We start from the raw sequence: 24,654 nt of genomic DNA on the forward strand, positions 1-24,654 counted from the left end.
GGCACCGGCGTTCGTCGCCCGCGGCCCGGCGCCTGACGCCGCCGGATACGGAGCGCGGCCCCGTCACGAACGCCGCCGGCCCGGCGCCTGGGGAGGCGTCGGGCCGGTGGGTGGTGCGGGGACGGGGACGGCGTCAGACGGTGGCGGGGACGGCCTTGGGGTTGAAGCCGTACTCGTTGGCCTCCGGCTTGCTGTCGCTGACCGTGAAGACCAGCAGGACGATGCCGCCGACCAGCGGGACGAAGCTGATGAAGAACCACCAGCCGGAGCGGCCGGTGTCGTGCAGGCGGCGCACCAGCACGGCCAGGGTCGGGACCAGGACGGCCACCATGTAGAGCGGGGCGATGAAGCCCAGGCCGAGGAGGCCGAAGTCCAGCGCCAGCAGCGCGGCGTAGATCACCGTGTTGATGAGCGTGAACATCCAGTATTCCTTGCGGCGGGCGCGGCCGCTGAAGGTGGCGTACTTCTTGAGAACGTCTACGTACCAGTGCATGGGTGGTCCCCCTGGGGAGTGAGCGGTGGGGCCGTCCGAAAGGATCAGGCCAGCGGAATGTAGATGGCCTGTTGTGCACCGGTCAAAAAGTTACCGCTCAGCGGCCGATCGGTGACCATGATCGGCCCGACCGGAGCCGGTTTCGGCCGGTTTCACCCCGAGGTAGACGGATCGCCCGAGGAACAGCCCGGTACACCCGGGTGAAGTCGCCGGGGCGCCGGACCTCATCGCCCGGCCGCCGGACCTCATCGGCGGGCGACGGGCCTCCACCGCCGGGCGGCTCAGGGCCGGATCTCGGCCAGGTCCCCTGCGCGAAGGAGCGCCGTCCGCCCGCGACGGCGCCGTGGTCCCCTGCCGGTGGGACGCGGTGCACTCTGCGCCGACCGCTCGACGCCGACCGCCTGGAGTGCGGGCCCCGGCCCTGCCTGGCCGGCCCACCCGACGGGGGCGGCGCACCGCCGCCGCCCGATCGCGGCGGCGGCTGTGCGCCCGACCAGGCCCTCTACGCCGTCTCCCGCCACCCGTTGGTGATCGGCAGCCGCCGGTCCTTGCCGAAGCCCTTCGGGGAGATCTTCGTCCCCGGCGGGTACTGGCGCCGCTTGTACTCGGCCGTGTCGACCATCCGCAGCGTCTTCGTGACGAGCGCGGCGTCGAACCCGGCGGCCACGATGGTGTCCGCGCCCTCGTCGCGGTCGACGTAACGCTCGAGGATGGCGTCCAGGACGGGGTAGTCCGGCAGGGAGTCGGTGTCCACCTGGCCCGGGCGCAGCTCGGCGCTCGGCGGCTTGGTCAGGGAGTTCTCCGGGATCGGCGGGGTCTGGCCGCGCTCGGCCGCCGCCCGGTTGCGCCACTGGGCGAGCCGGAACACCGACGTCTTGTACACGTCCTTGATCGGGCCGTACGCGCCTACCGAGTCGCCGTACAGCGTGGAGTAGCCCACCGCCAGCTCGGACTTGTTGCCGGGAGCCAGGACGATGTGGCCCTCCTGGTTGGAGATGGCCATCAGCAGCGTGCCGCGCAGCCGGGACTGGAGGTTCTCCTCCGCGAGGCCGGTCAGGCCCAGCGACCCCATGTAGGCGTCGAACATCGGCTCGATGGACACGGTGCGGAAGTTCAGCCCGGTCCGCCGGGCCAGCTCCGCGGCGTCGCTCCGGGAGTGCTCCGAGGAGTACTTCGACGGCATGGACACGCCGTACACGTTCTCCGCGCCCACCGCGTCGCAGGCGATCGCCGCGACCAGCGCCGAGTCGATGCCGCCGGACAGACCGATCAGCACGGAGCGGAAACCGTTCTTCGCCACGTACGCGCGCAGGCCCACGACCAGCGCCGAGTACATCTCCTCGTCGTCGTCCAGGCGGTCCGCGTACGCGCCGGCGTGCTCGGGCTCGTACGCCGGCAGCGGCTCCTCGGACAGCACCAGCCGGTCGATGCGCAGTCCGTCGTCCACGACGCCCTTCGGCGCGTCCGGAAGTGCGGCCGGCAGGTCCAGGTCCAGCACGAGGCAGGTCTCGGCGAACTGCGGCGCCCGCGCGACGACCTCGCCGTCCGGGTCCACGACGATCGAGTCGCCGTCGAACACCAGCTCGTCCTGGCCGCCCGTCATGGCCAGGTAGGCGGTGGTGCAGCCGGCCTCCTGGGCGCGCTTGCGCACCAGTTCCAGCCGGGTGTCGTCCTTGTCGCGCTCATAGGGCGAGGCGTTGATGGAGAGCAGCAGCCCGGCCCTGGCCGACCGCGCGGCGGGCACCCGGCCGCCGTCCTGCCAGAGGTCCTCACAGATGGCAAGGGCCACGTCGACGCCGTGCAGCCGCACCACGGGCATGGTGTCGCCGGGGACGAAGTAGCGGAACTCGTCGAAGACGCCGTAGTTGGGCAGGTGGTGCTTGGCGTAGGTGAGGGCGACCTCGCCGCGGTACAGCACCGCGCCCGCGTTCTGCGGGGCGCCCGGCGGCTGGCCGTAGCGGGGCTGGGCCCGGTCGCTGCGGTCGAGGTAGCCGACGATCACCGGCAGCTCCCCGAAGCCCTCCTCGGCGAGCCGGGCGGCGAGTGAGCGCAGGGCCGCGCGGGACGCCTCGACGAAGGAGGAGCGCAGGGCGAGGTCCTCCACCGGATACCCGGTCAGCGCCATCTCCGGGAACGCCACGAGATGCGCTCCCCGCTCGGCGGAGTGCCGGGTCCAGCGGAGGATCGTCTCGGCGTTCCCGGCGAGGTCGCCGACGCGCGCGTCGATCTGGTTCAGTGCGAGGCGTAGTTGAGGCACGGGATCAGTGTAATCGTCAAAGCGACGCGATGGGGGTGCGGGGATGTGGCGCGCACCACGCGACCGGGGGCGGCCGTGCGGCCGCGCCGCGGCGGGAGCGGCCGTTGCACCGCGCCGCGGCGGGAGCGGACCTGCGACGGCCCCTCGGAGGGAGCGGCCCTGCGACGGCCCCTCGGCGCCGCCGTTAGGGCCGCTCCGTTGCGCCGCGCTCCTCGAGCATCCCCGCCATCAGGTCGATCTCCGACTCCTGGCCCTCGACCATGCCCCGGGCCAGCTGCTTCTGCACCGGGACCGCGCACCTCTCGACGCAGGCCTCGGCCATGTGGACGCCGCCCTTGTGGTGCTCGGTCATCAGCTGGAGGTAGAACACCTCGGCGGCCCGCCCGCTGAGCCTGCCCAGCCGCTCCATCTCGTCGTTGGTCGCCATCCCGGGCATGAACGCGCCGTCGCCCTTGGTGGGCGCGTCGCCCATGTCCATCCAGGTCATCGGCGGGTCGGCGGACACCTTCGGCAGACCCCACAGGTCCAGCCAGCCCAGCATCATGCCGCGCTGGTTGGCCTGCGTCTGCCCGATGTCGTACGCGAGCCGCCGTATCTCCTCGTCGTCGGTGCGGTCGCGCACGATGTACGACATCTCCACCGCCTGCTGGTGGTGCACCGACATGTCGCGGGCGAAGCCGGCGTCGGCGGAGTCGGCCGTCGGCACGCCGTCGTCGGCGCCGCCGTCCTGGGCGACGGCGTACGTGATCCCGCCGACGCCCACCAGCAGCGCCGCCGCGGCGCCCGCGATCCAGCCGGCCTGCGCCTGCCTCACCTGTCCCACTCGCCTCACTTGGACAGTCCGCCGGTGCAGGCGGCGCCCTTCTCGGGCGTCTGCTCGCCCTGGACGAACTTCTCCAGGAACTTGTCCACGTTCGGGTCGTCCGCGCCGGTCACCGTGCGCTGGTGGCCCCAGGCGGTGAGCATGATCGGGTCCTTCTGCTCCTCGTTGGGGCTCATGAGGGTGTACGGAGTCTTCTTGACCTTCTCCGCCAGGGCGTCGACGTCGGCCTTGTCGGCCTTGTCGGTGTACGTGACCCAGACCGCGCCGTGCTCCAGGGAGTGCACGGCGTTCACGTTCGGTATGTCGTCGGTGTAGACGTCGCCGTTGCAGTTCATCCACACCTGGTTGTGGTCGCCGCCGACCGGGGGCTCCACCGAGTACTTCACGTCCTTGCTGACGTGGGTCCGGGAGAGCTCGCCCTCCCACTTGCTCACGCCGTCCGCTCCGGCCACCAGCTTGCCGGTGGTCTTGGAGTCGGTCGCGGTGTCGGAGTCGTCGGACTGGGTCTTCACCAGCACCACGCCGCCGACGACGAGGCCGACGACGATCACCGCGCTGGCCGTGATGGTGAGGATTCTGCTGCGGCGCTCGCGGGCACGCTCCGCGCGCCGCATCTCCTCTATGCGCGCCTTGCGCGCCGCACTGCTCTGCTTGTTCTTGGCGGAACCCATGGGGCTGGCCCTTCTGGGGAAGGAGGACGGTCGGGTTTGCTGATCGTAGTGCCGCAGATGGGTGATCTCGTAGAGAGGCGGCGGGAACCGACCATGAAACCCTCCCTGAAATGGCCCGATCACTGCCACGGGGCCCGGCCCGGCATTACGGAAGCCGGTGCCGGCAGGCAAGATGGAGGCAGGACAGCCGTGACAGCGGTGACGCGGCGGCCGGCGCCGCCGACAGCGGGACACCTGCCGTACGCGAGGCGTTCAGTCCGGGGTCGGCCGGGCGATCGGGGTCCGCAACGCGCGTGAAATGGTGTTGTGGTGGGATGCTCAGGTGCCCGACCGCCTCCCGCGCGCGGGAGACAGGCGGCCTGACCAGCAAGGATGGGGAAGCGGAAGATGGACAAGCAGCAGGAGTTCGTGCTCCGTACGTTGGAGGAGCGCGACATCCGGTTCGTACGCCTGTGGTTCACGGACGTGCTGGGCTTCCTCAAGTCGGTGGCCGTGGCCCCGGCCGAGCTGGAGCAGGCGTTCGACGAGGGCATCGGCTTCGACGGCTCCGCCATCGAGGGATTCGCCCGCGTGTACGAGTCGGACATGATCGCCAAGCCGGATCCGTCGACGTTCCAGATACTGCCGTGGCGTGCGGAGACCCCGGGCACGGCCCGTATGTTCTGCGACATCCTCATGCCGGACGGCTCCCCGTCCTTCGCCGACCCGCGCTACGTCCTCAAGCGCGCTCTGGCCCGCGCCTCCGACCTGGGCTTCACCTTCTACACCCACCCCGAGATCGAGTTCTTCCTGCTGAAGAACAAGCCGGTCGACGGCTCGGTGCCCACCCCCGCCGACAACTCCGGCTACTTCGACCACACCCCCACCAACGTCGGCATGGACTTCCGCCGCCAGGCGATCACCATGCTGGAGTCGATGGGCATCTCGGTCGAGTTCTCCCACCACGAGGGCGCGCCCGGCCAGCAGGAGATCGATCTGCGCTACGCCGACGCGCTGTCGACCGCGGACAACGTGATGACGTTCCGCCTGGTCATGAAGCAGGTGGCGCTGGAGCAGAACCTCCAGGCGACGTTCATGCCGAAACCGTTCTCCGAGCACCCCGGCTCCGGCATGCACACCCACCTCTCCCTCTTCGAGGGCGACCGCAACGCGTTCTACGAGTCCGGCGCCGAGTACCAGCTCTCCAAGGTCGGCCGCTCCTTCATCGCGGGCCTGCTGCGGCACGCGGGGGAGATCTCCGCGGTCACCAACCAGTGGGTCAACTCCTACAAGCGCATCTGGGGCGGCTCCGAGCGCACGGCCGGCGCGGGCGGCGAGGCCCCGTCGTACATCTGCTGGGGCCACAACAACCGCTCGGCCCTGGTCCGCGTCCCCATGTACAAGCCCGGCAAGACCGGCTCCGCCCGCGTGGAGGTCCGCTCGCTGGACTCCGGCGCCAACCCCTACCTCTCCTACGCCGTCCTGCTGGCCGCCGGCCTCAAGGGCATCGAGGAGGGCTACGAACTTCCGCCGGGCGCCGAGGACGACGTCTGGGCCCTCTCCGACGCCGAACGCCGCGCGATGGGCATCGAGCCCCTCCCCCAGAACCTCGGCGAGGCCCTGACCCTGATGGAGCGCAGCGACCTGGTCGCGGAGACCCTGGGCGAGCACGTCTTCGACTTCTTCCTCCGCAACAAGCGCCAGGAGTGGTACGAGTACCGCTCCGAGGTGACGGCGTTCGAGCTGCGGAAGAACCTGCCGGTGCTGTAGGCGCAGGTCAGAGCTTGTTTCCCGCCGAGTTGGCGGGCGGGGCCGACGGTCACAGACCGTCGGCCCCGGCGCGTCTCACTCCCCTTGGGCCGTCTCTGGGCCGTCGGGCGCTGGATCGGTGCCCTCATACATACCGTCCACGGCCTTCCGGGCGCGGGCATCGCTGCTCGGCATGAGGTGCGTGTAGACGCGGAGCGTGAACCCCGGATCGTTGTGGCCGAGGTAGTGACTCAGGGCTTTGATGTTCTCGCCGGCGTCCAGCAGAACGGAGGCGTAGAAGTGCCTGAGCGCGTGCATGCCGTGTTCACGGGCCGCCTGATGACGCTCGCCCGGCTTCGGCGCGGGAATCACGCCAGCGGCCACGAGCGCAGGCTTCCACACACGGTCGTTGAAGTCGGTACGCCGAACCGCACCCGCGCCGTCGAGGCGAGTGAACAGCAGCCGTTTCGTCACGGGCGGACCGTCCGCCCGGAGCCACGGCAGGGTGATCTCTACTGGGGGAAACGCCTCCATGTGTTGCTTGAGGATGTGCGCCACGCGGTCCGGCAACGGAACGTCGCGGATCTTGTTCCGCTTCGGTGGGCCGAACACGAGACCGTCTTTCGTCACCTTCACCTGGTTTGCAATGTGCAGCCATCCGGAGTCGAATCCGATGGCATCGACGGGCAACCCGAAGATTTCCCCTTGTCGGAGCCCGCATCCACCTCCGAGGTCGACCGTCGCGCGGTATCGCTCCGGGAGCGCTGCTCGCACGGTGAAGACCCGCTCTGGGGTCCACGGAACAACGCGGCCAGTGCCCGCAGCAGGCGGACGCACGGATTGCGCATGGCACGGGTTCTTCGACAGGTGACCGTCGTCCACGGCCGCGTTGAGAATCGTGGAAACGTTGTTGTAGATCACGCGCCGGTAGGACGACGCAGGGACAGCCCGTTCCAGTTCGCTGAGCCAATCCCGGATGTGTTCGGGTTTGAACGAGCCGAGCGGTCGCGGTCCGAGGTAGGGGATCGCGTGGCCACGGATCGCAGACTCCACCGACTCTCGTGTAGTCATGTCGGTGGTCTGCGTGTTCAGCCACTTCTCGGCGTACTGCCGGAAGGTCACTCGGCTCGCGGCCGGGTCCACGTACTGCCCGCGAGACATGTCCGCCTCAATGTGGGCGAGCCATTGATCGGCCAATCGCTTCTGTCCGTCGGGGAACGATTTGCTTTTCTCTGTTCCGTCGGGGCCGATGTAGCGGGCGCGGTAGCGCATTCCCGTGCCGTAGCGGTCGGTGCGTACACGGCGGGGCTTGCCGGCGACGTCAGGTTCAGTCTTGTACCACCGGTCTTGGATGTGGCCTGCCATCAGGCAGTGAGTCCTCTCGACATGCGGCAGGGAGTACCGCCCCGAGGCGGCTCTCCCTGCCGTGGGGTGGGTGTTCGGTTATGCGGCGGCGGTTTCGGCGTGCTTGCGCTGGTCGACGTAGGCCCGTACGTCGGCGGGGTCGTAGCGCAGGTGTTTGCCGATGCGGAAGCCGCGGGGGCCGGTGCGCTTCTTGCGCCACTGGTAGACGGTCTCCAGGGGCACTTCGAACATCTCGGCGATGTCGTCGGGGGTGAGGTACCGGTCGGGGAGGCCGCCTCGGAGAGTGGCGCGGGGGTCCGCATCTGTCGGCTTTGCCATGGGAGCTCCAAGCGGGAGAGCAGGGCCGTGTCTGTCCGAGGTGCGGATTTCTGCGTCACTGCGCCATCTCTGTCACCTAGGGCTGTGACCTGCTGCTTTGTGTGACACAGAGAGGGCGGGGCGCGTCATCGGGTGACACAGGGCCTCGTCACGGGGTGACGCAGGTGACGCGGGATGACGCAGCCGCCGTCCGTCTGCGTCACCCCTGTCACGGCAGGTCACAGACCGCTTTCGGTCGGCGGGTGCCACAGGTGACGCAGCGTCTCTTTCCTTCGGACAAGGAAAGGGGTGTCTGTTGTGTTGCGCGGCTCAGAGGATGAAGAAGGAGCCGCTTCGCGGCGCGTCCATCGGCGGCGGCGTGGCCGCCGAACAGCAAGAGGAGCACGCGGTGCCGCTGGGTGCTCCTCTTGCTTGTCCGGCCGGCGGTGCCGCGCGGTCAGAAGGCCGCTTCCTGCTCGGGCGGGGGCGGTCCGTCGGGCGTCCGGGTCATTTCGATGTAGCGGGCCGTGCGGGTGCGTCCCCAGTCGATGAGGACGCCGCGGGCGGCGAGGGTGGGCTGAAGGCGCTTGAGACGGTCCGAGAGGACCTTGCCGGTGGTGGGCCAGCCTTTGGGCAGGGGACGGCAGTCCTCGCCCGTGTAGAGGCCGGTGAGGCAGTGAAGCCACTCGGTCGAGGTCATCCGCTGCTCGGTGCCCGGTTCGAGGCCGGCGGCATGCTTGAGCACGGTCTGTGCCAGCAGATCGCCCTCGATGACGTCGTCGTTGAGGTCGTCCAGGCTGGCCCGGTAGGCGGCGAGAGCTCCCAGACCGGTGGCCGCGTCGAACTGCGCGCACAGGCGCGCGAAGTCGGCCATGCGCAGATCGGTCGGGATCTCCGCCTCCGCTGCGCGCACCTGCACGGTCAGGTCGAGCAGGGAGCCGAGAATGACGGGGAGTGCCTCGGCGTACTCCGCCCACAACTCCGCCTCGGTGCGGCGGACCTTGGGCCGCTCGAGCCGCAGCGGAAGGAGCCGTTCGGCGAGGTCGGGCCGGATCACTCCCACGTCGATACCGGTCAGGAGCAGAGGGCGGCGGTAGCGGGCGCGGACCACGTCGCCGTCGGTGTAGAGGGCGCGCTTGACGGTCTCGGCTCCGGTGACGATGCAGCACATCGCGTCCGACAGGTCGGGGGCGAGGTGGGAGAGGTTGTCCAGGGCGGTGACCCATCCGGCCGCCACGGCCGCGATCAGGTTCTCCTCGTCCTTCGGCGCGCGGCGCAGGTCGCCGCTCATCCCCTCGATGACCCGCACGAGCATCCGCCCGCCGGTCGACTTGCCCGCACCCTGCGGCCCGGTCAGGAACGGTGCCGGGACGGGCACCGTGGGCCCCAGACAGCCGATCAGCCAGGCGATGGCCAGGCATTCGGTCTCGGCGTTGGCGAAGTTGCACAGCCTCAGTAGGGCGTCGATGCCCTTGCCGTTGGTGTCCTTGGCCGGCAGGGGCAGTTCCCCGGTGAGCTGGGTGCGCCGCCAGCACACTTCCTGCGGGTCGGGGACGCGGATGTCCCAGCCGGTGGGATGGATGCGGACGGAGCGTCCGTCGTCGCGGCCCAGGTCCAGCCACGTCGCGCCGTCCAGTCCGAGGGCTACGCGGATGTGGACGGGCTGCACGTCCTCGGTCAGCGCAAGTGCTTCGATCAAGTCGAGTGCTTCCTTCAGTGCGGTGCCGTTGAAGACGCCGAGTCCGTCGCGGTAGAGGCCGACCATGAGTTCCTGGCGGTGGCTTCCCGTGGTGCCCTGCGAGCGGATCGGGCGGGCGACGGGGTGGCCGTTGCGCTGCGCGTACACGGTCCCGTCAGCGGTGCGGAAGTACCGGAAGTGCGATTGCGCGTAGTCGGTGATGACGTCGCGCGCGGGGGTCTTGTCGTCGTCCGGCATGGGTCACAGTCCCAACGTGGTGCGTGCGTTGGTCCACGCGTCCGTGCAGTGCCGGACGGTCTCGCCCTTGGCCTGAGCGGCGGCGAACAGCCGGGAGACATGGGCGTCGGTGAGGCATCCGCAGCGGCCGTGCCGGGACAGCACGGCCAGGAACGTCCGGTACACCGTCGCGTGCACCGCGCTGCGCGCCTCGGTGATCTGCTGCACGGCCATCGTGATCCCGCGCTCCAGGTAGGCGGGCGTGCGGTGCGGGCACTCGCCGTTCCCGGACCGTGCGGGCACGGCGGCCGGGGCCACCGGGCGGGAGGGGGGCAGAGTTTTCGCGGCCAGGGCGCGGACGGTGTCGGGCAGGTCGGTCATGGGGCCGGTGCCGGGGCCGAGGTAGCGGGCGTAGGCCATGGACGACTTGACGTCGACACCGGGCCGCACGGCGTTGTGGGAGGTCATGGTGCCCCGGTAGATCCAGTGCTGTCCGCGCGTCGTGGTCACGGTGCGGGTGGCGGGCAGGTGGGCGCGGGCCCAGTCGACGGCCGCCACGTCGTCCAGGTCGACCACGGTCAGCCCGGCCGCGCCCGGGTGGTAGGCCACGCAGACGGCCCGCCGCCACGCGGCCGACCAGGCCGGGGAGGTGAGGACGTCCGGGTCGGTGGTGGCGGCGGCCCACGCGTGGCAGACGCCGGGGCACCGGCACGCGCCGGCGGTCTTCATGTTCGGCCGGCCGCCGCACACGTTGCCCGCACACCGCCGGCAGTTGCCGAACGGCTTCTTGCCCGCCCGCAGCGGCAGCACCGGCACACCGGATGCCGCCAGGGGCAGAGCGGTCCGCAGGGCTTCGGGCATCGTGCTCATGCCGCCACCTCCAGACCGGGCGTGACGAGCTGGGTGAGGGCCGCGCGGCCGATGTGCCGGGTGTAGGCGGGTGGGATGCATTCGCGGATGCCGTCGCGGTTCATCCAGGGCACCCCGAGTACGCGGCGGGCGAGGTCGACACCGGAGAAGTTGCCGACGAACTGGCCGTAGTGGCCGGGCGGGACGGGGCGGCCCATCTTGGCCTGCGGGACGGTGTGTGCGGGGTGGTCCGGCTGGGTGAGGGTGAAGCCGCCGCCGGTCTCGAAGAACCGGTGCCGGTAGTTGGCCAGGCCGAACATCTGCCCGCACAGCATCACCGGCTTGCGCAGCTTGGGCACCGCACCGCCCACGTTCTCCATCACCCACGGACGCCCGGTCGCCTCCAGCGCCGTGCGGGTGGGGGCGATCAGGTCGGGGTGGTCGTTGCCCCGGATGCGCTGGCAGTCGGTGTCGTGCTGGCAGGGCGGGGAGGCGTGGATGAAGTCGAACGCGGCGCCGTGTTCGAGGACGAACGCGATGGCGTCCGCCTGCACGAACCGGTACGGGTAGCGGGGCTGCGGGTCCTTGTCGACGCCGGTCACGTCGAACCCGGCGTCGTCGTAGCCCTTAGCGGCGCCGCCCTGGCAGCAGTACAGGTCCAGTAAGCGCGGGCGTCGGCCGCGCACTCGCCGGAAGGCGGTGGGTTGCGTCATGCTGGGAGACCTCCAACGGGTCTGTAGTGGGCTGGTTGGCCGGGGCGACCGCGCATCTTTGGCGAGAGGGGCGGTCGCCCCGGGCGTATCTAGGTGGTCTTGCCGCGGGCGAGCTTGAGGGTGATGCCGCCGATGCCGATCGGGCCGGCGGCGCCCGCTATGACGGTGGCGGTGTGGGCCGCGGCGTCGAGCAGGAGGCACAGGCAGGCGACCAGTCCCCAGCCTCCGGCCACGACCGCCCCGGCAATCGCGAACGGGATCAGGACCCGGCGCCAGGGGACGCCGGCCGGGTGGGTGTCGTGGACGACGATGACGACGGGCTGTCCGGTGGCCTGCGCGCGGCGGTAGGCGCCGGCGGGTATGTGCGGGGCGATGTTCCCCGGCGGCGTGCGGTGGTCCATGACGGGGCTCCCTCGTGTGAGCCGCAGGCCCGCACCATGAGGTGGTGCGGGTCCGCTCGGATGGATGGGTGTGCTTGTCGCGTGGCTTGTCGTCTGCCTTGTCGCGCGCTTGTCGCTTGTCTTGTCTTGTCGCTTGTCGCCTTGCAGGTCACAAGCCGTTTCCACGCCCCAGAGAGCCGGTGGCGGCGTGTGTACTGGCGGGGGCGACAAGCGACAAGCGGTCAGCCCTCCGGGGGTGGTTCGGGGGCGTGCTGGCGGTGGACGTAGCGGGCCTTGGTGCCCTCACCGACGCGGACGGCGGTGCCGTCCTTCACCCAGTCCCGCAGCCAGCCGACAACCGTCTGACGGGACGTGCCGTGCTCATCGGCGAGCGCCCGGGCGATCGCGGAGGCTCCGGTGCCCTCACGGCCGGCGGCGAGCAGCAGCGCGAGGGCGGCCTGCTGTGCGGGGCTGTCCTGCTCGCCTCGCAGCGCCGACAGGTTCAGCCCGCCCGCGGCCGGCGGCCCGTCGCTCCCTGTGGGGGTCTGCGGTTCGGGGGCGGTGCCGAACTGGGCGTCGATCTGCTCCCGGAACTTGCGCAGCATCTCGTCTTCGGGCGTCACCTGCTCCGCCTGGCTCTCGCGCAGGGCGGTCAGGTTCAGCCCGCCCGACCCGATGTCGGAGTCGTTGCCGTGGTCGGCGTCAGTGGGGGTGAGGTCGCGCATCCATGCGGTGCGTTCGGCGTCCCAGCGGCGGGCGTAGGCGGGCCCGGCGGCCTTGGCGGACACGTCGTCCAGGCGGGGGTGCCGGTCGGAGGTGGCGACGGTGATGTCGCGGATCTGGTTGGGCAGGATCCGCCAGGACTTGAACAGCGCGGCCGGCGACTCGGGGGTGCCCATGAACCCGGATCCCTTGTAGGGGGCCTGGTCGACGCGCAGTCCGCGCCGGCCGGGGAACATCTTGCCCAGGTCCATGCCCTCGGTCTCCCCGCCGGTCAGGGCGACGCGGACCTTGCCCTCCCGGCGGATCATCAGGTTGCCCAGCACGCTGCCGGTGGCACCGAGCGCGGTGAGCACGGTACGGATCCCCATGGCGCGCAGCATCCGGATGACTTCCAGGATCTTCTTGGCGAGCTGCTTCATCTGCCGGTCGGTGCTGACCAGAATCTCCGCGCCCTCGTCGATGACGAGCACGATCTGCGGAATGCTGGCGCTGATGGGGAGCAGGTCCGTGTTCGCCTTGGCCAGCAGCTCCTGATACGCCATCTTGCGGTGCAGGCCGATGGCCAGCGCGGCATCGAGCATCAGCACCGCTTCCTCGTAGGAGGAGGCGAGCCAGTCCACCCCGGGCCGGACGGGCTTGCCGTCCTGGCTGGTCAGCTCGCCGTTGAGGGCGGGCAGGACCCAGGGCAGGCCCGCGCTGCCGGCGTTGAGGTCGATGACCCAGGTGAGCACGTCCTGCGCGCGGGCGAACCCGGCGAGGATCGTGTGCACCATGTTCGTCTTGCCCGACCCCGTCGGGCCGACCACGAGTGCGCACTGCTCGCGCAGGTAGGCGGAGACGATCTCCCCGTTGGTGCGCACCCCCCACGGGATGCCGGACAGGACCGACAGGGGCCCGTAGTCCTCCGGGTAGGGGCAGTCCTCTTTGAGGACGTTGACCGTGGTCACGTCCATAATCGTGCGGCCCTGGTGGATCCCGGGCCCGGCACTGGCGGTGCAGCCGTGCGGCAGCCGCGCGTCCGCCGACAGGGCCACCGAGTACTGCGCGATCCGGTCGTAGGTGATGCCGCCCTGCGGTTCCAGGTCCAGGGAGTAGCCTGCGCCGGTCGGCCACATCTCCACTCCGATCACGCGCACGCTGATCGAGCAGATCCGCTGGATCCGCTCCACCCACTCCGCGGCGATCGCCCGCCGCTCCGCAGACAGCTCCCGCGCAATCTCCCGCTGTTCAGCCGCGATGGCTTCCTCCTCGCGGGCTTCCTCGAACAGGGCGGCCGATCGAGCGGCGGCGCCGATGCCGACGCCCATGGTGGCCAGGGAGCCGAGGGCGGCCCAGGTGAGCGGGCCGTGGGTCATGGCCCAGGTGGTCCATCCGGCGCCGACCAGCCAGGAGGCGGCGCGGGTGGCAAGCGTCCGGCCGGCGTTGCGCACCCGCAGGCCGACGACGGTGTGTCCGAGGGCGCCGGCCGCACCCACGGCGAGGGCCCAGCCGGGCGGCATGTGGGTGGCGGCGCCGGTGGTGGCGACGGCGAAGGCTCCGGTGGTGGCGGACAGGGCGCCGGTCACGGGTCCGTGACCGGCCGCCCAGTCCAGCACCGGGCCACTGCTCGCCTGCTGCTTAGCGGTGGCGGTGCTACTCATCTCAGACGTTCCAGCCCTTCTCGGCCTCGTGGCCGTTGCGGGGGTCCTCGTGGCGGGCGATGTCCTGCTCGTGGGCCTGGCGGAACAGCGGGCCCATGTCCTCGGCGACGGCGACGGCGCTCATCAGGGCGCCGAAGATGTCGTTGAAGCCGTCCGCGACTTCCTTCTCCAGCGGGAACTCCGAGTCGGACCGCTCGGCGAGGATCTTCATCACGTTCGCCACGCTGGTCAGCGCGGCGGGCAGTCCCTCGACCATGGCCAGGATCTCCATGGCGCTCTCGGGCTCGTAGGAGTTGGCGGCCTGCTCCATTTCCTCAGCGGCCTCTTCAAAACGGAAACCGGACACGTTCTCTCCCTCGGTCGACGGGGTGTTCGTGCTGGTGGGGACGGTGGATGCGGGACGCTCGACGCTGTCGGTGATGCCGTCGGCCCCGTCCGCGGTGGCCTCCGCGTCGGCGGCGGCTTCCTGCTCGGCCTGCTCCTGGCGGATCGCCGCGTCGCGGTGGGCGCGCTGCTCGGTGGCGGCGCGGACGATGCGCCAGAACAGGCGACGGCCGGGGTACATCAGCCACGGAATATCGAACTTGCGCCCGATAGGCGTGGTGACCAGGCCAAGCAGCCCGAGCGGGAGGGCGAGCAAGGCAGCAAGCAGGCGCCGGCCGTGAAATCGGGCCGCAGACCTGCGCAACGCCTGCCGCGCCGCCCGCCGGGCCGGCGCCTTACGGACCGCGGCGCGCTGGGCGGTGACGGTGCCGGCGGTCTTGGCGTCGCGCTGAGCACGGTTCTTGGCGACCGCCGCATCCCGCACGGCGCGGGCCTTACGGACGGCACCACCGAGCATCCGCCCACCCAGTCCGCCGCGGCGTCCGGCGCGGTTGGTTTGCCCGGCGCCGCTGGCGGTGGTGCGGGCCTTGGCGTTGCGGCGGGCGTCCGCGACCGCGCGGCGTGCCGCGGTGGTCTGCGCCCGCTGTCCGGCCCGGGAACCGGGCGCGGCCTGCTGCGCGGACCGGCGCAGGGCCTTGACCTGCCCCACCTTGCCCGCAGCCTTCCCCACGGCACCGGACGCGTGCTTGGACGTGCCCTCACCGGCCTTGCTGCGAGTCTTCCCGGCTGTGCTGGCGGCGGTGCCGCTGTGGCGGGCGGTCGTGCCTGCTCCGCGGCGGTGCTGGCCGGGCCCGTGGCCCGACTTGCCACCGACGCGACCGGAGCGCGAGCCGGCCGAACGGCTGCTCCCGGCTCGGCTGCTGCCGGCCGTTCCTGCTCCGGTGCGGCGCGGCCCCGCGCTGCGGGCGGCGGACCGGCCGGCCGTGCGGGCGGCGGCGCGGCGGGCTTCCTTGCGCGCGTTGGTCTTGCGGCTGCGGGTGCCGGCCACGGTGCCGAGGACCACGGCGCCGGTCGCGGCCACCATCGCGGCGATCGGGCCGCCGGCCAGGGCGGCGGTGGCGACCATGCCCACGGTGCTGTTCGCCCCGGCCAGGGCGAGCGGGACAACCGGCCAGCCGCCGGGCGTGTGCCCGAGTCCCGTCTCGGCCGGGGCCTGCTCAACCGGCGCGGGTGCGGGCGGCGGGGGCGGTGCGGGGGCCGGGATGGCTACCGGCTCGGTGCTGAGTTCCGTCATGCTGTGAGCACTCCTTCAGGGGAGTAGGGCCCGGCCAGGGCTGTAGGAGGCGATCTGGCCGGGCCTGCCAACAGGGCTTATGCGGCGCGCTGTTCCTCGGGGAAGGCACACGGGGCGCACATCCCGAGCGACGGCGGGATCACGTATCCGGCATCCCGCCCGCACTCGGGGCAGATCCGCCGGGCGGCATTCGCCTTGGCCAGCGCCGCCCGCTTCGCAGGGGTCATCGGCCGAACGGGCTTGGCCTGCTCGATCGAGTAGAGGTAGGCGACCAGCGGTTCACGCCGTCGGCGGGGGCGTTCGACCTGCGCGACGACGTCCTGACCACCGGGCCGCAGCCCGAGCGCGCGCAGCTGGCGGCGCGTGGCCAAACCGTCCGGGGCGAGCCGCCACCGGTAGACGGGGATCGCAGCCATCAGTTGCTCGCAATGGCCAGTTGGGCACCACCGGCACCGGGGTCGCGGTGCTCGGCGTAGCGGGCGGACACCCACCCCACCGACCAGCCGCACAGCTCCGCAGCCGAGCGCACGGACAACTCCGCGCCGAACGCGGCGGCCACAATCTGCCGGGCTTCGTCCTCGGGAAGCTTGCCGGTGGCCGGCCCACGCGCCAGCAGGGCAGCGCGTTCACGCTCGGCCCGCTCCTGACGCTCCTGGTGTTCACGGCGTTCACGCGCTTCCCGCTCGGCCCGCTCGCGGGCACGGCGCTCAGCGGCTTCCCGCTCGGCCCGTTCACGCTCCTGCTCACGCTGTTCACGCTCGCGTTCACGGCGTTCACGCTCGGCCCGCGCCACGGCCTCCGCCCGCTCCCGCGCTTCCCGCTCCTCGCGCCGCTGCCGCTCCTCCCGCTCGGCCTGCTCGCGGGCGAGAGCCGCCTCGTGCTCACGCCGTTCACGCTCCAACTGCGCGGCGTGCTCGCGCTCCTCCCGGGCTTCTGCACGGGCCTGCGCGGCACGCTCGCGCGCCGCCTGCTCGCGCCGCTCCCGCTCGGCCCGCTGCTGCTCCTCCAGCGCCGTCACAGCGGCGGCGATGGCACGGCGGTAGGCGAGGCTGGTCTCTGCGGTGACGATCAGCAGCAGCGGCGCCACCGCATGGACAGCTACGCCGACCAGGTCCTTCTTCAGTGCGGAGTCGGCGGTGTTGAGGGCGAGGGTCATGAGCCCGGTCATCCACCGCAGTACGACGGGCCATCGGCCGCCGTGCCCTCCGAGGCGGGCCAGTACGTCATCGAGTTTGACCACGATGACCACGGCGGCGTCCACCACGAGCGGCAGGATCGGCGCCGTCCAGTCCCACTCCTCTGCCGTGTGCGCGGCCATCAACGGCGTGACGGTGAGGATGGAGTAGAGCATGGCCCCGCACACGATCAGCCATGTGCCGCCCGACAGGGCGCGCTCCGCTGAACGCGTCTGAACACTGTTCACGCCGCACCCCCAACCGGCTCCGGAGCGGGCGTGAACGCCCGGTGGAACCCCTTGCAGTCGGCGTCGTAGATGAACGCCGCGATGCACCACTTGGACGCCGACGCGGGACGTTCACCCGCGGGCACCCACGCGGTGCCGGCGGGCACCCCGTGCGTGGCCGTGTCGGCGTAGGCGTCCTCGCGGGAGACGTAGACGGTGTGCGGCTCGCCGTAGTGCAACAGCACCGTCAGCGTGTCGCCCTCCACCGGCCCGCGCTGCAGCTCCTGACGCAGTCGGCGAATCTCGATGTCCTTCAGCAGCAGCTCCTGCTGCGCGACGGACAGCTCCTCCATGGCCCGTGCGAGGATCGCGCCCACCTCGGACGTGGCCGCCTCCGCCCGCTCGGCGCGGTCGGTGACGGCGTACAGCTCCCGCACGTGGCGGCCCCACGCTGCATCCGCCTGCGCCTGTACGTCCCGCGCACGGTCGCGGGCCTGGTCGGCGTCCTGCTCCAGCCGGGAGATACGGCCGGCGGTGATAATGCGGATCACGCCGCCTCCCCGCGGCCGGCGCGGTTGGCCAGCACCACGCGCGTGGCCAGCGCCTTGCGGCGGGCCCGGCGGATCCGGCGGGCGTCCAGCTCGGCCGGCCGGGTCTCCAGCGCGGCGATCTCCGCGTCGACCAGGTCGACGTCCGCGAGGATCGCGGGCATCTCCAGCTCGATCGCGTCCAGCTCCGCGTCCGTCGGCTCCTTCCAGTCGGCGAAGGCGGTAACAGCTTCCTGAACAGTGACGATGTGGCTCATTGGGTCGTGTCTCCCTAGCAGTAGGTACGGCCCCAACAGCGGCCCCGGGTGGCTAGACCCGGGGCCGCCCGCTGTCTAGGACAAAGCCTCTCGATCTGCACGAGCGGCCACGGCTCCCCGGCACAGCACGCCGCGTACTGCGCAGGTGCCGGGGACCGTGAGCACTGGTGCTCAGGCGGGACGACGATTGCCCCGCGAAGGTTCTGTCGGAAGTGGGATCAAGCGAGGCCGGATCTGCCCCGCAGGACAGGTCCGGGCAGGTCACCCGGCCCAACATGGGTCGTCGGGGTGGTGACCCGCACCCATCGACCACCCGTGTTCAGGTGGCTGGGTCGGCACTCTGTTGAGTTCTTCGCAGTGCGGAATCCAGGCCTTGCATCCGGGCACTGACACGGCCGGTGCAGCCCCTTCGGGCCTCGCGGTGCCGACATCAGATTGACCTAGGTCAATCTGGCTGTCAAGGGAGTGCGACAGAAGAGTGAGAGATTGACCTAGGTCCGGTTACTCTCGGGGTATGGATCAGAGCCCCGAAGCGCGCAAGCCCACGCCGACGGCCAAGGAGATCGCGGCGCAGTTCCGCGAGAAGATGACGGGCCGCAATCGTGAGTACGACCCGGGGGACCGACTCCCGGCTGCCCGCTCGCTCGCTAAGGAACTTGGCGTGCAGCTCATGACCGTCCAGAGCGCGTACGGTCAACTCCGTGACGAAGGGCTGGTCCTTACCCAGCAGGGACGTGGGACGTTCGTCCGTGATCCTGCGGTGCCCCTTGGCACCGAGCCGGGCAGCAGCCCCGCTTTCGCGGCTCTGGCCGCAGAGCTCAGCACAATTCATGACGCTCTCCGCTCGCTCGGGGAGCGGCTTGACCGGCTTGAGCAGCTTGTGGGTAGCGAGACTCCACCGTCGCCGTGAGTTCGTCTGCGCGCCTCAGCAGTCGTTCGACCTTGAGGCGCGCATCCCGCAAACTCGCTTCGATGAAAGCGAGTTCAGCAGGAGTCATGCCTTCCAGCTCGCCGCTTCGCTCATTGATCCCTGGCATGCCAATGAGCATGTAGCCCTGAACAGCAGAGGACCCGGACACAGTGTCCGGGTCCTCTTTCTTGCAGTCAGAAGGGTTGCCCACTCGTCATGTGGTGACTTCGTCCACAGCGTCCAGCACTGCCCCCCATGGGAGCTCACGCGCCGCCGGCGCTTCGCGCGGCTCGTACAACGGCCATACATCCGGGCCGTAGATGATGTGCACGCCCCCCGCCCGAAGCGTGTCGATGTGGTGCTGCCATGACGGGTGCCGGGCGTGCGCCGCATTCACCCGAGGGAAGACGACGACAGGCAACCCGATGGTGCCAATCGCCTCGCCCACCTGAGTCAACGCCTGGTTGTCCATCAGGCCCGTGGCGAGCTTGGCCACCATGTTGGCCGACGCGGGGGCTACCGCGTAGCAGTCAACCGGCGGGTGCGGTCTCGCCTCGCCAGGTAGCCGCGGCTCATCGCGTACGGGAAGGCCGGTCAACTCCTCCAAATGCTTGACCTCGCCGCTCATCCGCAGCCACTGACCTGCGGTCGGCGTCAAAGTGACGGCCACCTTCCATCCGCGCTCCATCGCTGGCCCAACCAGACCGGTGCGCAGCACCTCTACCCCTCCGGCCGCCGACCCGACGACTCCAAGCACCCCACGCTTGCCTGAACTCACTGCACCGCCCTGCACCGTTGCGCCATCACGAACACCTCGGACGATCGCGAGCCGCCGGTCACCGGAGATTGCTTGATCAGATCCCGCAGCGTCTCACGCACCCTCGGATTGTTGCGTACCAGCTGCGGCGACGTGCGCTCAGCCGTGCGTAGCTCCGCGAACGCCTCATCACCCCGTCCGCTGAGCGACAGGGCCCGTGCGAAGTCGATGCGGTGCGACACGCTGCGTTCCTGCGGCATGTGGTCGACGTCAATCCGGCCGTGTTCCACCACATACGCCACGTTGTCGAGATCCAGCTCAACCGACAGACGGTGTAGAAGGACGTTCGTGGGTCCGAAGCCGGTCTGCCAGTAGTTCTCATCCGAGCCGAGATCATCCGCGAGTGCCTCGGCTCGATCCAACAGGTTGGTAGCGGTGGGCCGGTCCTGGTGGCGGGCCGCAGCGACAGCGGCCCGCAGGTGGATCATTCCCAGCAGACTCAGTGCCGCAGGGTCGTTGTCGGTCACCTGAGACGAGAGCCATGCGGCGGCCGTGTTGCCCAGCTCCAACGCGTCGTCGTACCTGCCGTTGGCCAGCAGAGCGTGTGTGCCGGACCGTGCGGCGGACGCCAGCACGAGTGGGTCGTCGGACTCGTCTGCGGCACGCATAGCGCGCTCGGCAGCGAGCCATGAGATATCCGATTCGCCGATCTTTGCGAGGGTCGTTGCTGCGAGGTGGTGGGTACGGGCCGACACTGCCCAGCAGTCGCTACGGTCCTCACCACGCCGCGCTGCTCGCTCCTCTAGCTCCTGCGCAGTCTGGAGGAGCGCGGGGAGTGCGGCGATGACGTTGCCGAGCCGCCCACCCTGGTAGTCGTTCCATGCCTGCTCCACACGCACGGCTACGGGTGCCGGCATGGGGAGCTGCGCCTCAGCCTCAGGGCCGAAGAGCAGACGAGACAACCGGCGCGGGCTCATGAGCGCGTCGCGCACGGCCGGTACGTCGTCCTGCTGCTTCTCGTCCTCCATGAGAACGGTCTGGCCCAGCAAGTCCCCTAGCGGCACACGCAGGATGCGTGAGAGCTCGGCCAGCATGTCGATGCGTGGGGGCTTCCGTCGCCCCGTCTCGATTTTCGCCAGCCAGTCAGTGCTACGGCCGACCAGTCCGGCCAGCACCTCTTGCGTGTAGCCGCGACGCTTCCGGTAGAACGCGATCCGCTCACCGATGCTGAGGTGATCTCCAAGACCACGCATTACGTGCTGCCTCCTGCTGGTTGTAGGGGCCCGGTTCACGGTACCGAGCCCCCTGGCCTGGCCGGTAGTTAGCCTGCTCTTACTCGTTCTCGACAGCTTGGGGCACTAACGAAGTAGGGACCCGGACACACTGTCCGGGTCCCTAACGTCCCACGGTGGGCGTCACGCAGTGTTGTTTGCCGATTCGATGAATTTGATGATCTTAGCGACCTGCTTCGCTAGATGGGACTTGGGGTCAGGAAGCTCTTTCCAGCCACTGACTACGAAGCGCGCGACCTTGTTTTTGTCGGGATGAAACACTTCTCCTGTTCTCTTACGAAGGAGAAGGGGGTTAGACCACCGATCACCATCCCATGTGGGTTTTGGAGCGCCAGGGTGCATCTCGATTACTGCCATGGCGATGCGCTCGGGCGAGACATAGTTTTCGATGGTGTACCCCTCGGTGACCCACGCAAATCCGGTCGTCGAGTCTCTATCGAACTCGTCAATCACACGTTTTTTCGTGGCCGAAATCTTGGCCCGTGACGACGTTTTATCGCTGTCGATGACAATCGAAGTATATCGGTTAAGTCTCCGTAGCTCGATGAAGTCTGTCACCTCATGATCAGTAGCTGTCAGGTGATTCAGTAGTCGGCCTCCATAGAACATGATCGAATAGTGTAGACCTTCAATGAGATCAGGCTTTACCTGTGAAATCCAATGCCGCAGGTAGATCCGATCAGATGGCCCCTCGACCCAGATAATTGCGTTTGTTTGCAAGATGTCCGAGGGTCTGTATCCGAGGTCAGCGCACACTTCAGATAGCTCGGCCGGCGTAGTAGCCGGCTCCAGTGTGGTCTGTTTTCCGTCGTGAGTTACGTGAACAATGGTGGACCGCTTGTAATCCAAGAGATGAGCAGAGTGAGTTGCGATCAGATACTGGTTTGTGGTTTGACTAAACAAGTACCTGATGAGCTTTCTCTGATACTCGGGATGCATGTGCACCTCTGGCTCCTCGATGCACATGACGGTTCTCTCTAGGACCATAGCTGCAACAGCCAGAATCACGACCTGGTGGATTCCAGTCCCAAGGTGCTCAAGCGGCAGGACTTTTCCATCGTGGTGGACGTTGACTGTCTGGGCTCCGTATGGAACTTCGAGCCTCGCGCCAGGGTCCCCCAAAATACTTCTCAAGAAATCATTGATGGCGGCAAAACGGGCAGAGTCGGCTCTGTACGACGCTGCAGGTGGGTTTTGAAGTTGCTGAAGCTTACTCAAGAGTCCCGTTCCGTCGTACGAATCCATCGCATCCGCAGGCGTGATCTTCCTAAAAGCCTCGATTGTCACGCATGGTGGAAACTGTGATTGCTGTAGACTTGTGAGCCTTTGGAGTAGATTCTTGATGTTTTCGATGGTCGCGGTTACAGGATTTCCTTCAGTGCACCCCGAGGTCAATTCCCGTGAGGCCCTGACAGATTGCCCATACAGATCAGGCGAGGCAATTTCTGTCAATTGCCGTGAATCGAGCACCCGGTCAGCCGTGAATCGAAACCACGCTTCATTGCGGCCGTCGGGGTGGAGGGAATCATGTTCGAGAAGTTTTAGGAGAAAAGCTCCGGCATGTGATTGGTTGAGCTGCTCAGGCAGGCCAGGGAACACCCTTCTGATGTGCTCGCGCGTGACTTCAAGAGGGATTGAGTAAGTGAAGTATTCGTCCCTTCCTGCACTCTCTGGTGTGTCCAGTTCATCAAATGGAATCCTCCCTGGTCCCTTTAGGACTTTGGCAACAGCTCGCAGGAAGTTCGACTTTCCGGAGTTGTTCTGTCCGGCAAGTAGATTAACTTCTCCGAATGGTCCTGCGTGCTGCATATTCGAGCCGAAGCTGCGAAAATTAGAAACACCAAATCCGCCCAGAAGAATCCTGCTCACCGGTGTCCGCTCCCTAGGTGTGCGATAGACCGTCGCGTGACAGCCTCATTGTTGCGCCTCGCCCCCACTGAGAGTGCTGGGTTTCAGTGAGAGACACGTGCCTACGGCCGGAGCGATCCATGAGCGCGTGCACGTTGGGCCGTCTGTGGGCCGTCGGCGGATGGCCGGCACCGACCAACAGCGACCAATGATGACCGTTCAACCGCAGGTCAGCGCCGCGCTGACGTCGATCACGTGAGGTCGCTCAGGGCCGAGGTCACTTCCTCCGCAACAAGCGCCAGGAGTGGTACGAGTACCGCTCCGAGGTGACGGCGTTCGAGCTGCGGAAGAACCTGCCGGTGCTGTAGGGGCCGGGAAACGGGGCGCGGCGAGGGCTTCGCCGAGACGCTTCGTGAGAGCTGGAGGCCGACGGTCGGGAACCGTCGGCCTCGGCGCGTTCTGAGGGCCGGGAAGCGCCATGACCGGGTCGACGGGGTGGCCGCGGAGAGCCCTTCTGTCCACTCGCCCGTCCGGCGAGTCGGCCGACCGGGCAGTTCGCCGGCCGACCGCCGGTCAGTCAGCGGGCACGCCGAACCAGCGGAGGAGCACGGGGCGCGCGTCGTCGGGAGCGTCCTCGGGCCCGCGGGCGTAGCGCGCGAGCAGGGCCAGATAGTCGTCGTGGAACGCGTCCAGCTCGCTCTTCGTGAGGTGGACAAGGCTGCGTGAACCCCGCATCCAGCCTGCGGAATCCGCCTGGTCGGCGGTGAACCGCCGGGCGAGTTCGATGTCCTCCTCCAGCCTCAGGCGGTCCAGCTCGGCCGACATGACGCGCTCGGCGTCCGTCAGCTCGTCCTGCGGCGGTCTGCGGATGTCGAGGCCGCGCACCCCGCGCCACCACCGCTCGCGCCCGGCGGAGCGCTCGGGGATGTCCTCGATGAGGCCACTGCGCTCCAGCATGCGCAGGTGGTAGCTCAGCGTTCCGGTGTTCTCTCCGAGGGCGGCAGCCAGCGTGGTCGAGGTGGCGGGGCCCGCCGTGCCGAGGTGGCGCAGGATGCGCAGGCGCAGTGGGTGCGAAAGGGCCTTGAGCACCTCGGGGCTGTCGACCGTGCGCCGCCCTGTGTCGTCCGTTCTCCGCTCTTGCGTCATGGGGGCAGTCTATCCAGAAGGCGGAATTTTCTCTGCAGAGCTTCCTCTGCAGAGAAATCTCTGCAATGCTGACGGCATGACGACGAACCGAATGACCTTGGGTCGCGCAGTCCGGTGCTTCACAACTGCCACTGCCGGGATCCTGCTTGCCGGACTCACCCTGGGCGCCGCACCCGCGTACGGAGCAGAACGGGCCGCGGATCTGCCCGAGTTCGACTTCTCCGCCTGCCCGACCGCCGATGAGCTGCCCGCCGCCGGGGACCCTGGGACCTGGCGCTGCGAGGTCATGCATGCCACGGGGCATCTGCGCATGGGAGCCATCGACGAGCCGCTCGCCGAACCCATGAAGATCACCTTTGCCGAAGGCCGGGTGGGCGGTGAATTCCGGCAGATCTTCGGGGAGATGACCGCTGAGCCGATCCGGGTGGGAAGCACCCCGCTGTCCCTGACTCCGCAGTACGGCGGCTACTCGGACTTCCTGTCCGACGACCGCCGGCGAGGCGAGTTCGACATCAGGTTCGCCATAGGTTCGGCGCACGGGCTGCCCCTGCTGCCGTCGGACTGTTCTGTGGGCAGCGATGAGAACGCGGTCCACCTGGTGCTCAAGGACACCGAGCCCACCAGGCTGATATCCCAGGACCCCCTGGTCGCCGTCTTCGGCGCCCACGACGCGGAGTTCGCCGCACCGGCCACCAGTGGCTGCGGCCGCCTGGGCCGCGCGCTCGACCGGGTCCTGGGTCTGCCGTCCGCAGCCGGAGAGAACGTCTTCGACATGGATGTCACGGTGGCCATCCGGCCCTACTCGTAGACCGGTACGGCCGCCATGTCACCCCGCTCCCCTCACCCGGTCGGCCACTCATCGGCCATCTGGAAGGAGACGACGGTTCCACCGAAGCGGCTGGGCCCCGTGTGCCAGGACTCGGCGAGGGAGTCGACCAGGAGCAGTCCCCGCCCGTGCGCGTCGTCGGCGGCGGGACGCGCACGCCGAGGTGCGGTACCTGGGCGCGGAGCGCTGCGTGCAC

At 69.2% G+C, this 24,654-nt stretch carries 23 protein-coding genes and 2 pseudogenes; 4 read left to right on the forward strand and 21 right to left on the reverse strand.

The window, feature by feature from the left end; genetic code table 11:
* Nucleotides 1-133: 133 nt before the first annotated feature.
* The 4 genes from ACZ6KF_RS00535 to ACZ6KF_RS00550 all read right to left on the reverse strand — a co-directional run bounded on the left by ACZ6KF_RS00535 (nucleotide 134) and on the right by ACZ6KF_RS00550 (nucleotide 4,244).
* On the reverse strand, nucleotides 134-493 hold the full coding sequence (locus tag ACZ6KF_RS00535; RefSeq protein WP_356631852.1) for a DUF805 domain-containing protein: 360 nt from the start codon (nucleotides 491-493) through the stop codon (nucleotides 134-136).
* A 502-nt stretch (nucleotides 494-995) separates the two neighbouring features.
* On the reverse strand, nucleotides 996-2,750 hold the full coding sequence (locus tag ACZ6KF_RS00540; RefSeq protein WP_469158065.1) for an NAD+ synthase: 1,755 nt from the start codon (nucleotides 2,748-2,750) through the stop codon (nucleotides 996-998).
* A 184-nt stretch (nucleotides 2,751-2,934) separates the two neighbouring features.
* Nucleotides 2,935-3,564: a DUF305 domain-containing protein gene (locus ACZ6KF_RS00545; protein WP_356631856.1), complete on the reverse strand. Its 630-nt coding sequence runs from the start codon at nucleotides 3,562-3,564 to the stop codon at nucleotides 2,935-2,937.
* Between the two features lie 14 nt (nucleotides 3,565-3,578).
* Nucleotides 3,579-4,244, reverse strand: a complete 666-nt coding sequence (locus ACZ6KF_RS00550) for a DUF3105 domain-containing protein (protein WP_356631858.1) — start codon at nucleotides 4,242-4,244, stop codon at nucleotides 3,579-3,581.
* A gap of 387 nt (nucleotides 4,245-4,631) precedes the next feature.
* Between ACZ6KF_RS00550 and ACZ6KF_RS00555 the strand changes: the two genes are divergently transcribed.
* Entirely contained in the window at nucleotides 4,632-5,993 is a 1,362-nt protein-coding gene (locus ACZ6KF_RS00555; protein ID WP_356631860.1) for a glutamine synthetase family protein, read from the forward strand.
* A 75-nt stretch (nucleotides 5,994-6,068) separates the two neighbouring features.
* On the opposite strand, the gene ACZ6KF_RS00560 is transcribed toward ACZ6KF_RS00555, so the two are convergent.
* The 12 genes from ACZ6KF_RS00560 to ACZ6KF_RS00615 all read right to left on the reverse strand — a co-directional run bounded on the left by ACZ6KF_RS00560 (nucleotide 6,069) and on the right by ACZ6KF_RS00615 (nucleotide 17,679).
* On the reverse strand, nucleotides 6,069-7,337 hold the full coding sequence (locus ACZ6KF_RS00560) for a tyrosine-type recombinase/integrase (protein ID WP_469236566.1): 1,269 nt from the start codon (nucleotides 7,335-7,337) through the stop codon (nucleotides 6,069-6,071).
* A gap of 78 nt (nucleotides 7,338-7,415) precedes the next feature.
* Complete coding sequence (locus ACZ6KF_RS00565; RefSeq protein WP_469236568.1) at nucleotides 7,416-7,655, reverse strand: helix-turn-helix transcriptional regulator; 240 nt, start codon at nucleotides 7,653-7,655, stop codon at nucleotides 7,416-7,418.
* Between the two features lie 436 nt (nucleotides 7,656-8,091).
* Nucleotides 8,092-9,570, reverse strand: coding sequence for an ATP-binding protein (locus ACZ6KF_RS00570; RefSeq protein ID WP_469236571.1), 1,479 nt, complete (start codon nucleotides 9,568-9,570; stop codon nucleotides 8,092-8,094).
* Nucleotides 9,571-9,573: 3 nt separating this feature from the next.
* On the reverse strand, nucleotides 9,574-10,419 hold the full coding sequence (locus tag ACZ6KF_RS00575) for a bifunctional DNA primase/polymerase (protein ID WP_469236573.1): 846 nt from the start codon (nucleotides 10,417-10,419) through the stop codon (nucleotides 9,574-9,576).
* On the reverse strand, nucleotides 10,416-11,111 hold the full coding sequence (locus ACZ6KF_RS00580; protein WP_469236575.1) for a class I SAM-dependent methyltransferase: 696 nt from the start codon (nucleotides 11,109-11,111) through the stop codon (nucleotides 10,416-10,418). Before ACZ6KF_RS00580 ends, ACZ6KF_RS00575 begins: the two co-directional genes overlap by 4 nt.
* Nucleotides 11,112-11,200: 89 nt before the next feature.
* Nucleotides 11,201-11,512, reverse strand: coding sequence for a hypothetical protein (locus ACZ6KF_RS00585; protein ID WP_469236577.1), 312 nt, complete (start codon nucleotides 11,510-11,512; stop codon nucleotides 11,201-11,203).
* 221 nt (nucleotides 11,513-11,733) lie between these two features.
* On the reverse strand, nucleotides 11,734-13,854 hold the full coding sequence (locus ACZ6KF_RS00590; protein WP_469236580.1) for a hypothetical protein: 2,121 nt from the start codon (nucleotides 13,852-13,854) through the stop codon (nucleotides 11,734-11,736).
* 1 nt (nucleotide 13,855) lies between these two features.
* Nucleotides 13,856-15,472: a hypothetical protein gene (locus ACZ6KF_RS00595; protein ID WP_469236582.1), complete on the reverse strand. Its 1,617-nt coding sequence runs from the start codon at nucleotides 15,470-15,472 to the stop codon at nucleotides 13,856-13,858.
* A 77-nt stretch (nucleotides 15,473-15,549) separates the two neighbouring features.
* Nucleotides 15,550-15,888: an RRQRL motif-containing zinc-binding protein gene (locus ACZ6KF_RS00600; protein ID WP_469236584.1), complete on the reverse strand. Its 339-nt coding sequence runs from the start codon at nucleotides 15,886-15,888 to the stop codon at nucleotides 15,550-15,552.
* Nucleotides 15,888-16,895, reverse strand: a complete 1,008-nt coding sequence (locus tag ACZ6KF_RS00605) for a DUF2637 domain-containing protein (protein WP_469236586.1) — start codon at nucleotides 16,893-16,895, stop codon at nucleotides 15,888-15,890. The genes ACZ6KF_RS00600 and ACZ6KF_RS00605 overlap by 1 nt, the downstream gene beginning before the upstream one ends.
* Nucleotides 16,892-17,425 (reverse strand): hypothetical protein, encoded by a 534-nt coding sequence (locus tag ACZ6KF_RS00610; RefSeq protein ID WP_469236589.1) that lies wholly within the window; start codon nucleotides 17,423-17,425, stop codon nucleotides 16,892-16,894. The genes ACZ6KF_RS00605 and ACZ6KF_RS00610 overlap by 4 nt, the downstream gene beginning before the upstream one ends.
* On the reverse strand, nucleotides 17,422-17,679 hold the full coding sequence (locus tag ACZ6KF_RS00615) for a DUF6284 family protein (RefSeq protein ID WP_469236591.1): 258 nt from the start codon (nucleotides 17,677-17,679) through the stop codon (nucleotides 17,422-17,424). Before ACZ6KF_RS00615 ends, ACZ6KF_RS00610 begins: the two co-directional genes overlap by 4 nt.
* A 514-nt stretch (nucleotides 17,680-18,193) precedes the next feature.
* Here ACZ6KF_RS00615 and ACZ6KF_RS00620 point away from each other — a divergent pair.
* Entirely contained in the window at nucleotides 18,194-18,589 is a 396-nt protein-coding gene (locus ACZ6KF_RS00620; protein ID WP_469236593.1) for a GntR family transcriptional regulator, read from the forward strand.
* A 214-nt stretch (nucleotides 18,590-18,803) separates the two neighbouring features.
* Here ACZ6KF_RS00620 and ACZ6KF_RS00625 read toward each other — a convergent pair whose 3' ends face one another.
* The 3 genes from ACZ6KF_RS00625 to ACZ6KF_RS00635 form a co-directional block, all read right to left on the reverse strand.
* Nucleotides 18,804-19,307: a flavoprotein gene (locus tag ACZ6KF_RS00625; protein ID WP_469236596.1), complete on the reverse strand. Its 504-nt coding sequence runs from the start codon at nucleotides 19,305-19,307 to the stop codon at nucleotides 18,804-18,806.
* Between the two features lie 56 nt (nucleotides 19,308-19,363).
* Entirely contained in the window at nucleotides 19,364-20,599 is a 1,236-nt protein-coding gene (locus ACZ6KF_RS00630) for a helix-turn-helix domain-containing protein (RefSeq protein ID WP_469236599.1), read from the reverse strand.
* Nucleotides 20,600-20,761: 162 nt separating this feature from the next.
* Nucleotides 20,762-22,507 carry an ATP-dependent nuclease gene (locus tag ACZ6KF_RS00635; protein ID WP_469236601.1) on the reverse strand — a complete coding sequence of 582 codons (1,746 nt, stop codon included), beginning with the start codon at nucleotides 22,505-22,507 and terminating at the stop codon, nucleotides 20,762-20,764.
* A gap of 260 nt (nucleotides 22,508-22,767) precedes the next feature.
* Between ACZ6KF_RS00635 and ACZ6KF_RS00640 the strand changes: the two are divergent.
* Nucleotides 22,768-22,854, forward strand: a pseudogene (locus ACZ6KF_RS00640) (glutamine synthetase); the annotation flags it as partial.
* Nucleotides 22,855-23,059: 205 nt separating this feature from the next.
* Here the strand turns inward: ACZ6KF_RS00640 and ACZ6KF_RS00645 are convergent.
* A complete protein-coding gene (locus tag ACZ6KF_RS00645; protein WP_469158063.1) occupies nucleotides 23,060-23,632 on the reverse strand; it encodes an ArsR/SmtB family transcription factor in 573 nt (190 codons plus the stop codon).
* A gap of 76 nt (nucleotides 23,633-23,708) precedes the next feature.
* Between ACZ6KF_RS00645 and ACZ6KF_RS00650 the strand changes: the two genes are divergently transcribed.
* Nucleotides 23,709-24,440, forward strand: a complete 732-nt coding sequence (locus ACZ6KF_RS00650) for a hypothetical protein (RefSeq protein ID WP_469236604.1) — start codon at nucleotides 23,709-23,711, stop codon at nucleotides 24,438-24,440.
* Nucleotides 24,441-24,472: 32 nt separating this feature from the next.
* Here ACZ6KF_RS00650 and ACZ6KF_RS00655 read toward each other — a convergent pair.
* Nucleotides 24,473-24,607 (reverse strand): annotated as a pseudogene (locus tag ACZ6KF_RS00655) (ATP-binding protein); the annotation flags it as partial.
* Nucleotides 24,608-24,654 lie beyond the last annotated feature (47 nt).

Source organism: Streptomyces sp. NPDC046379 (assembly GCF_055587785.1).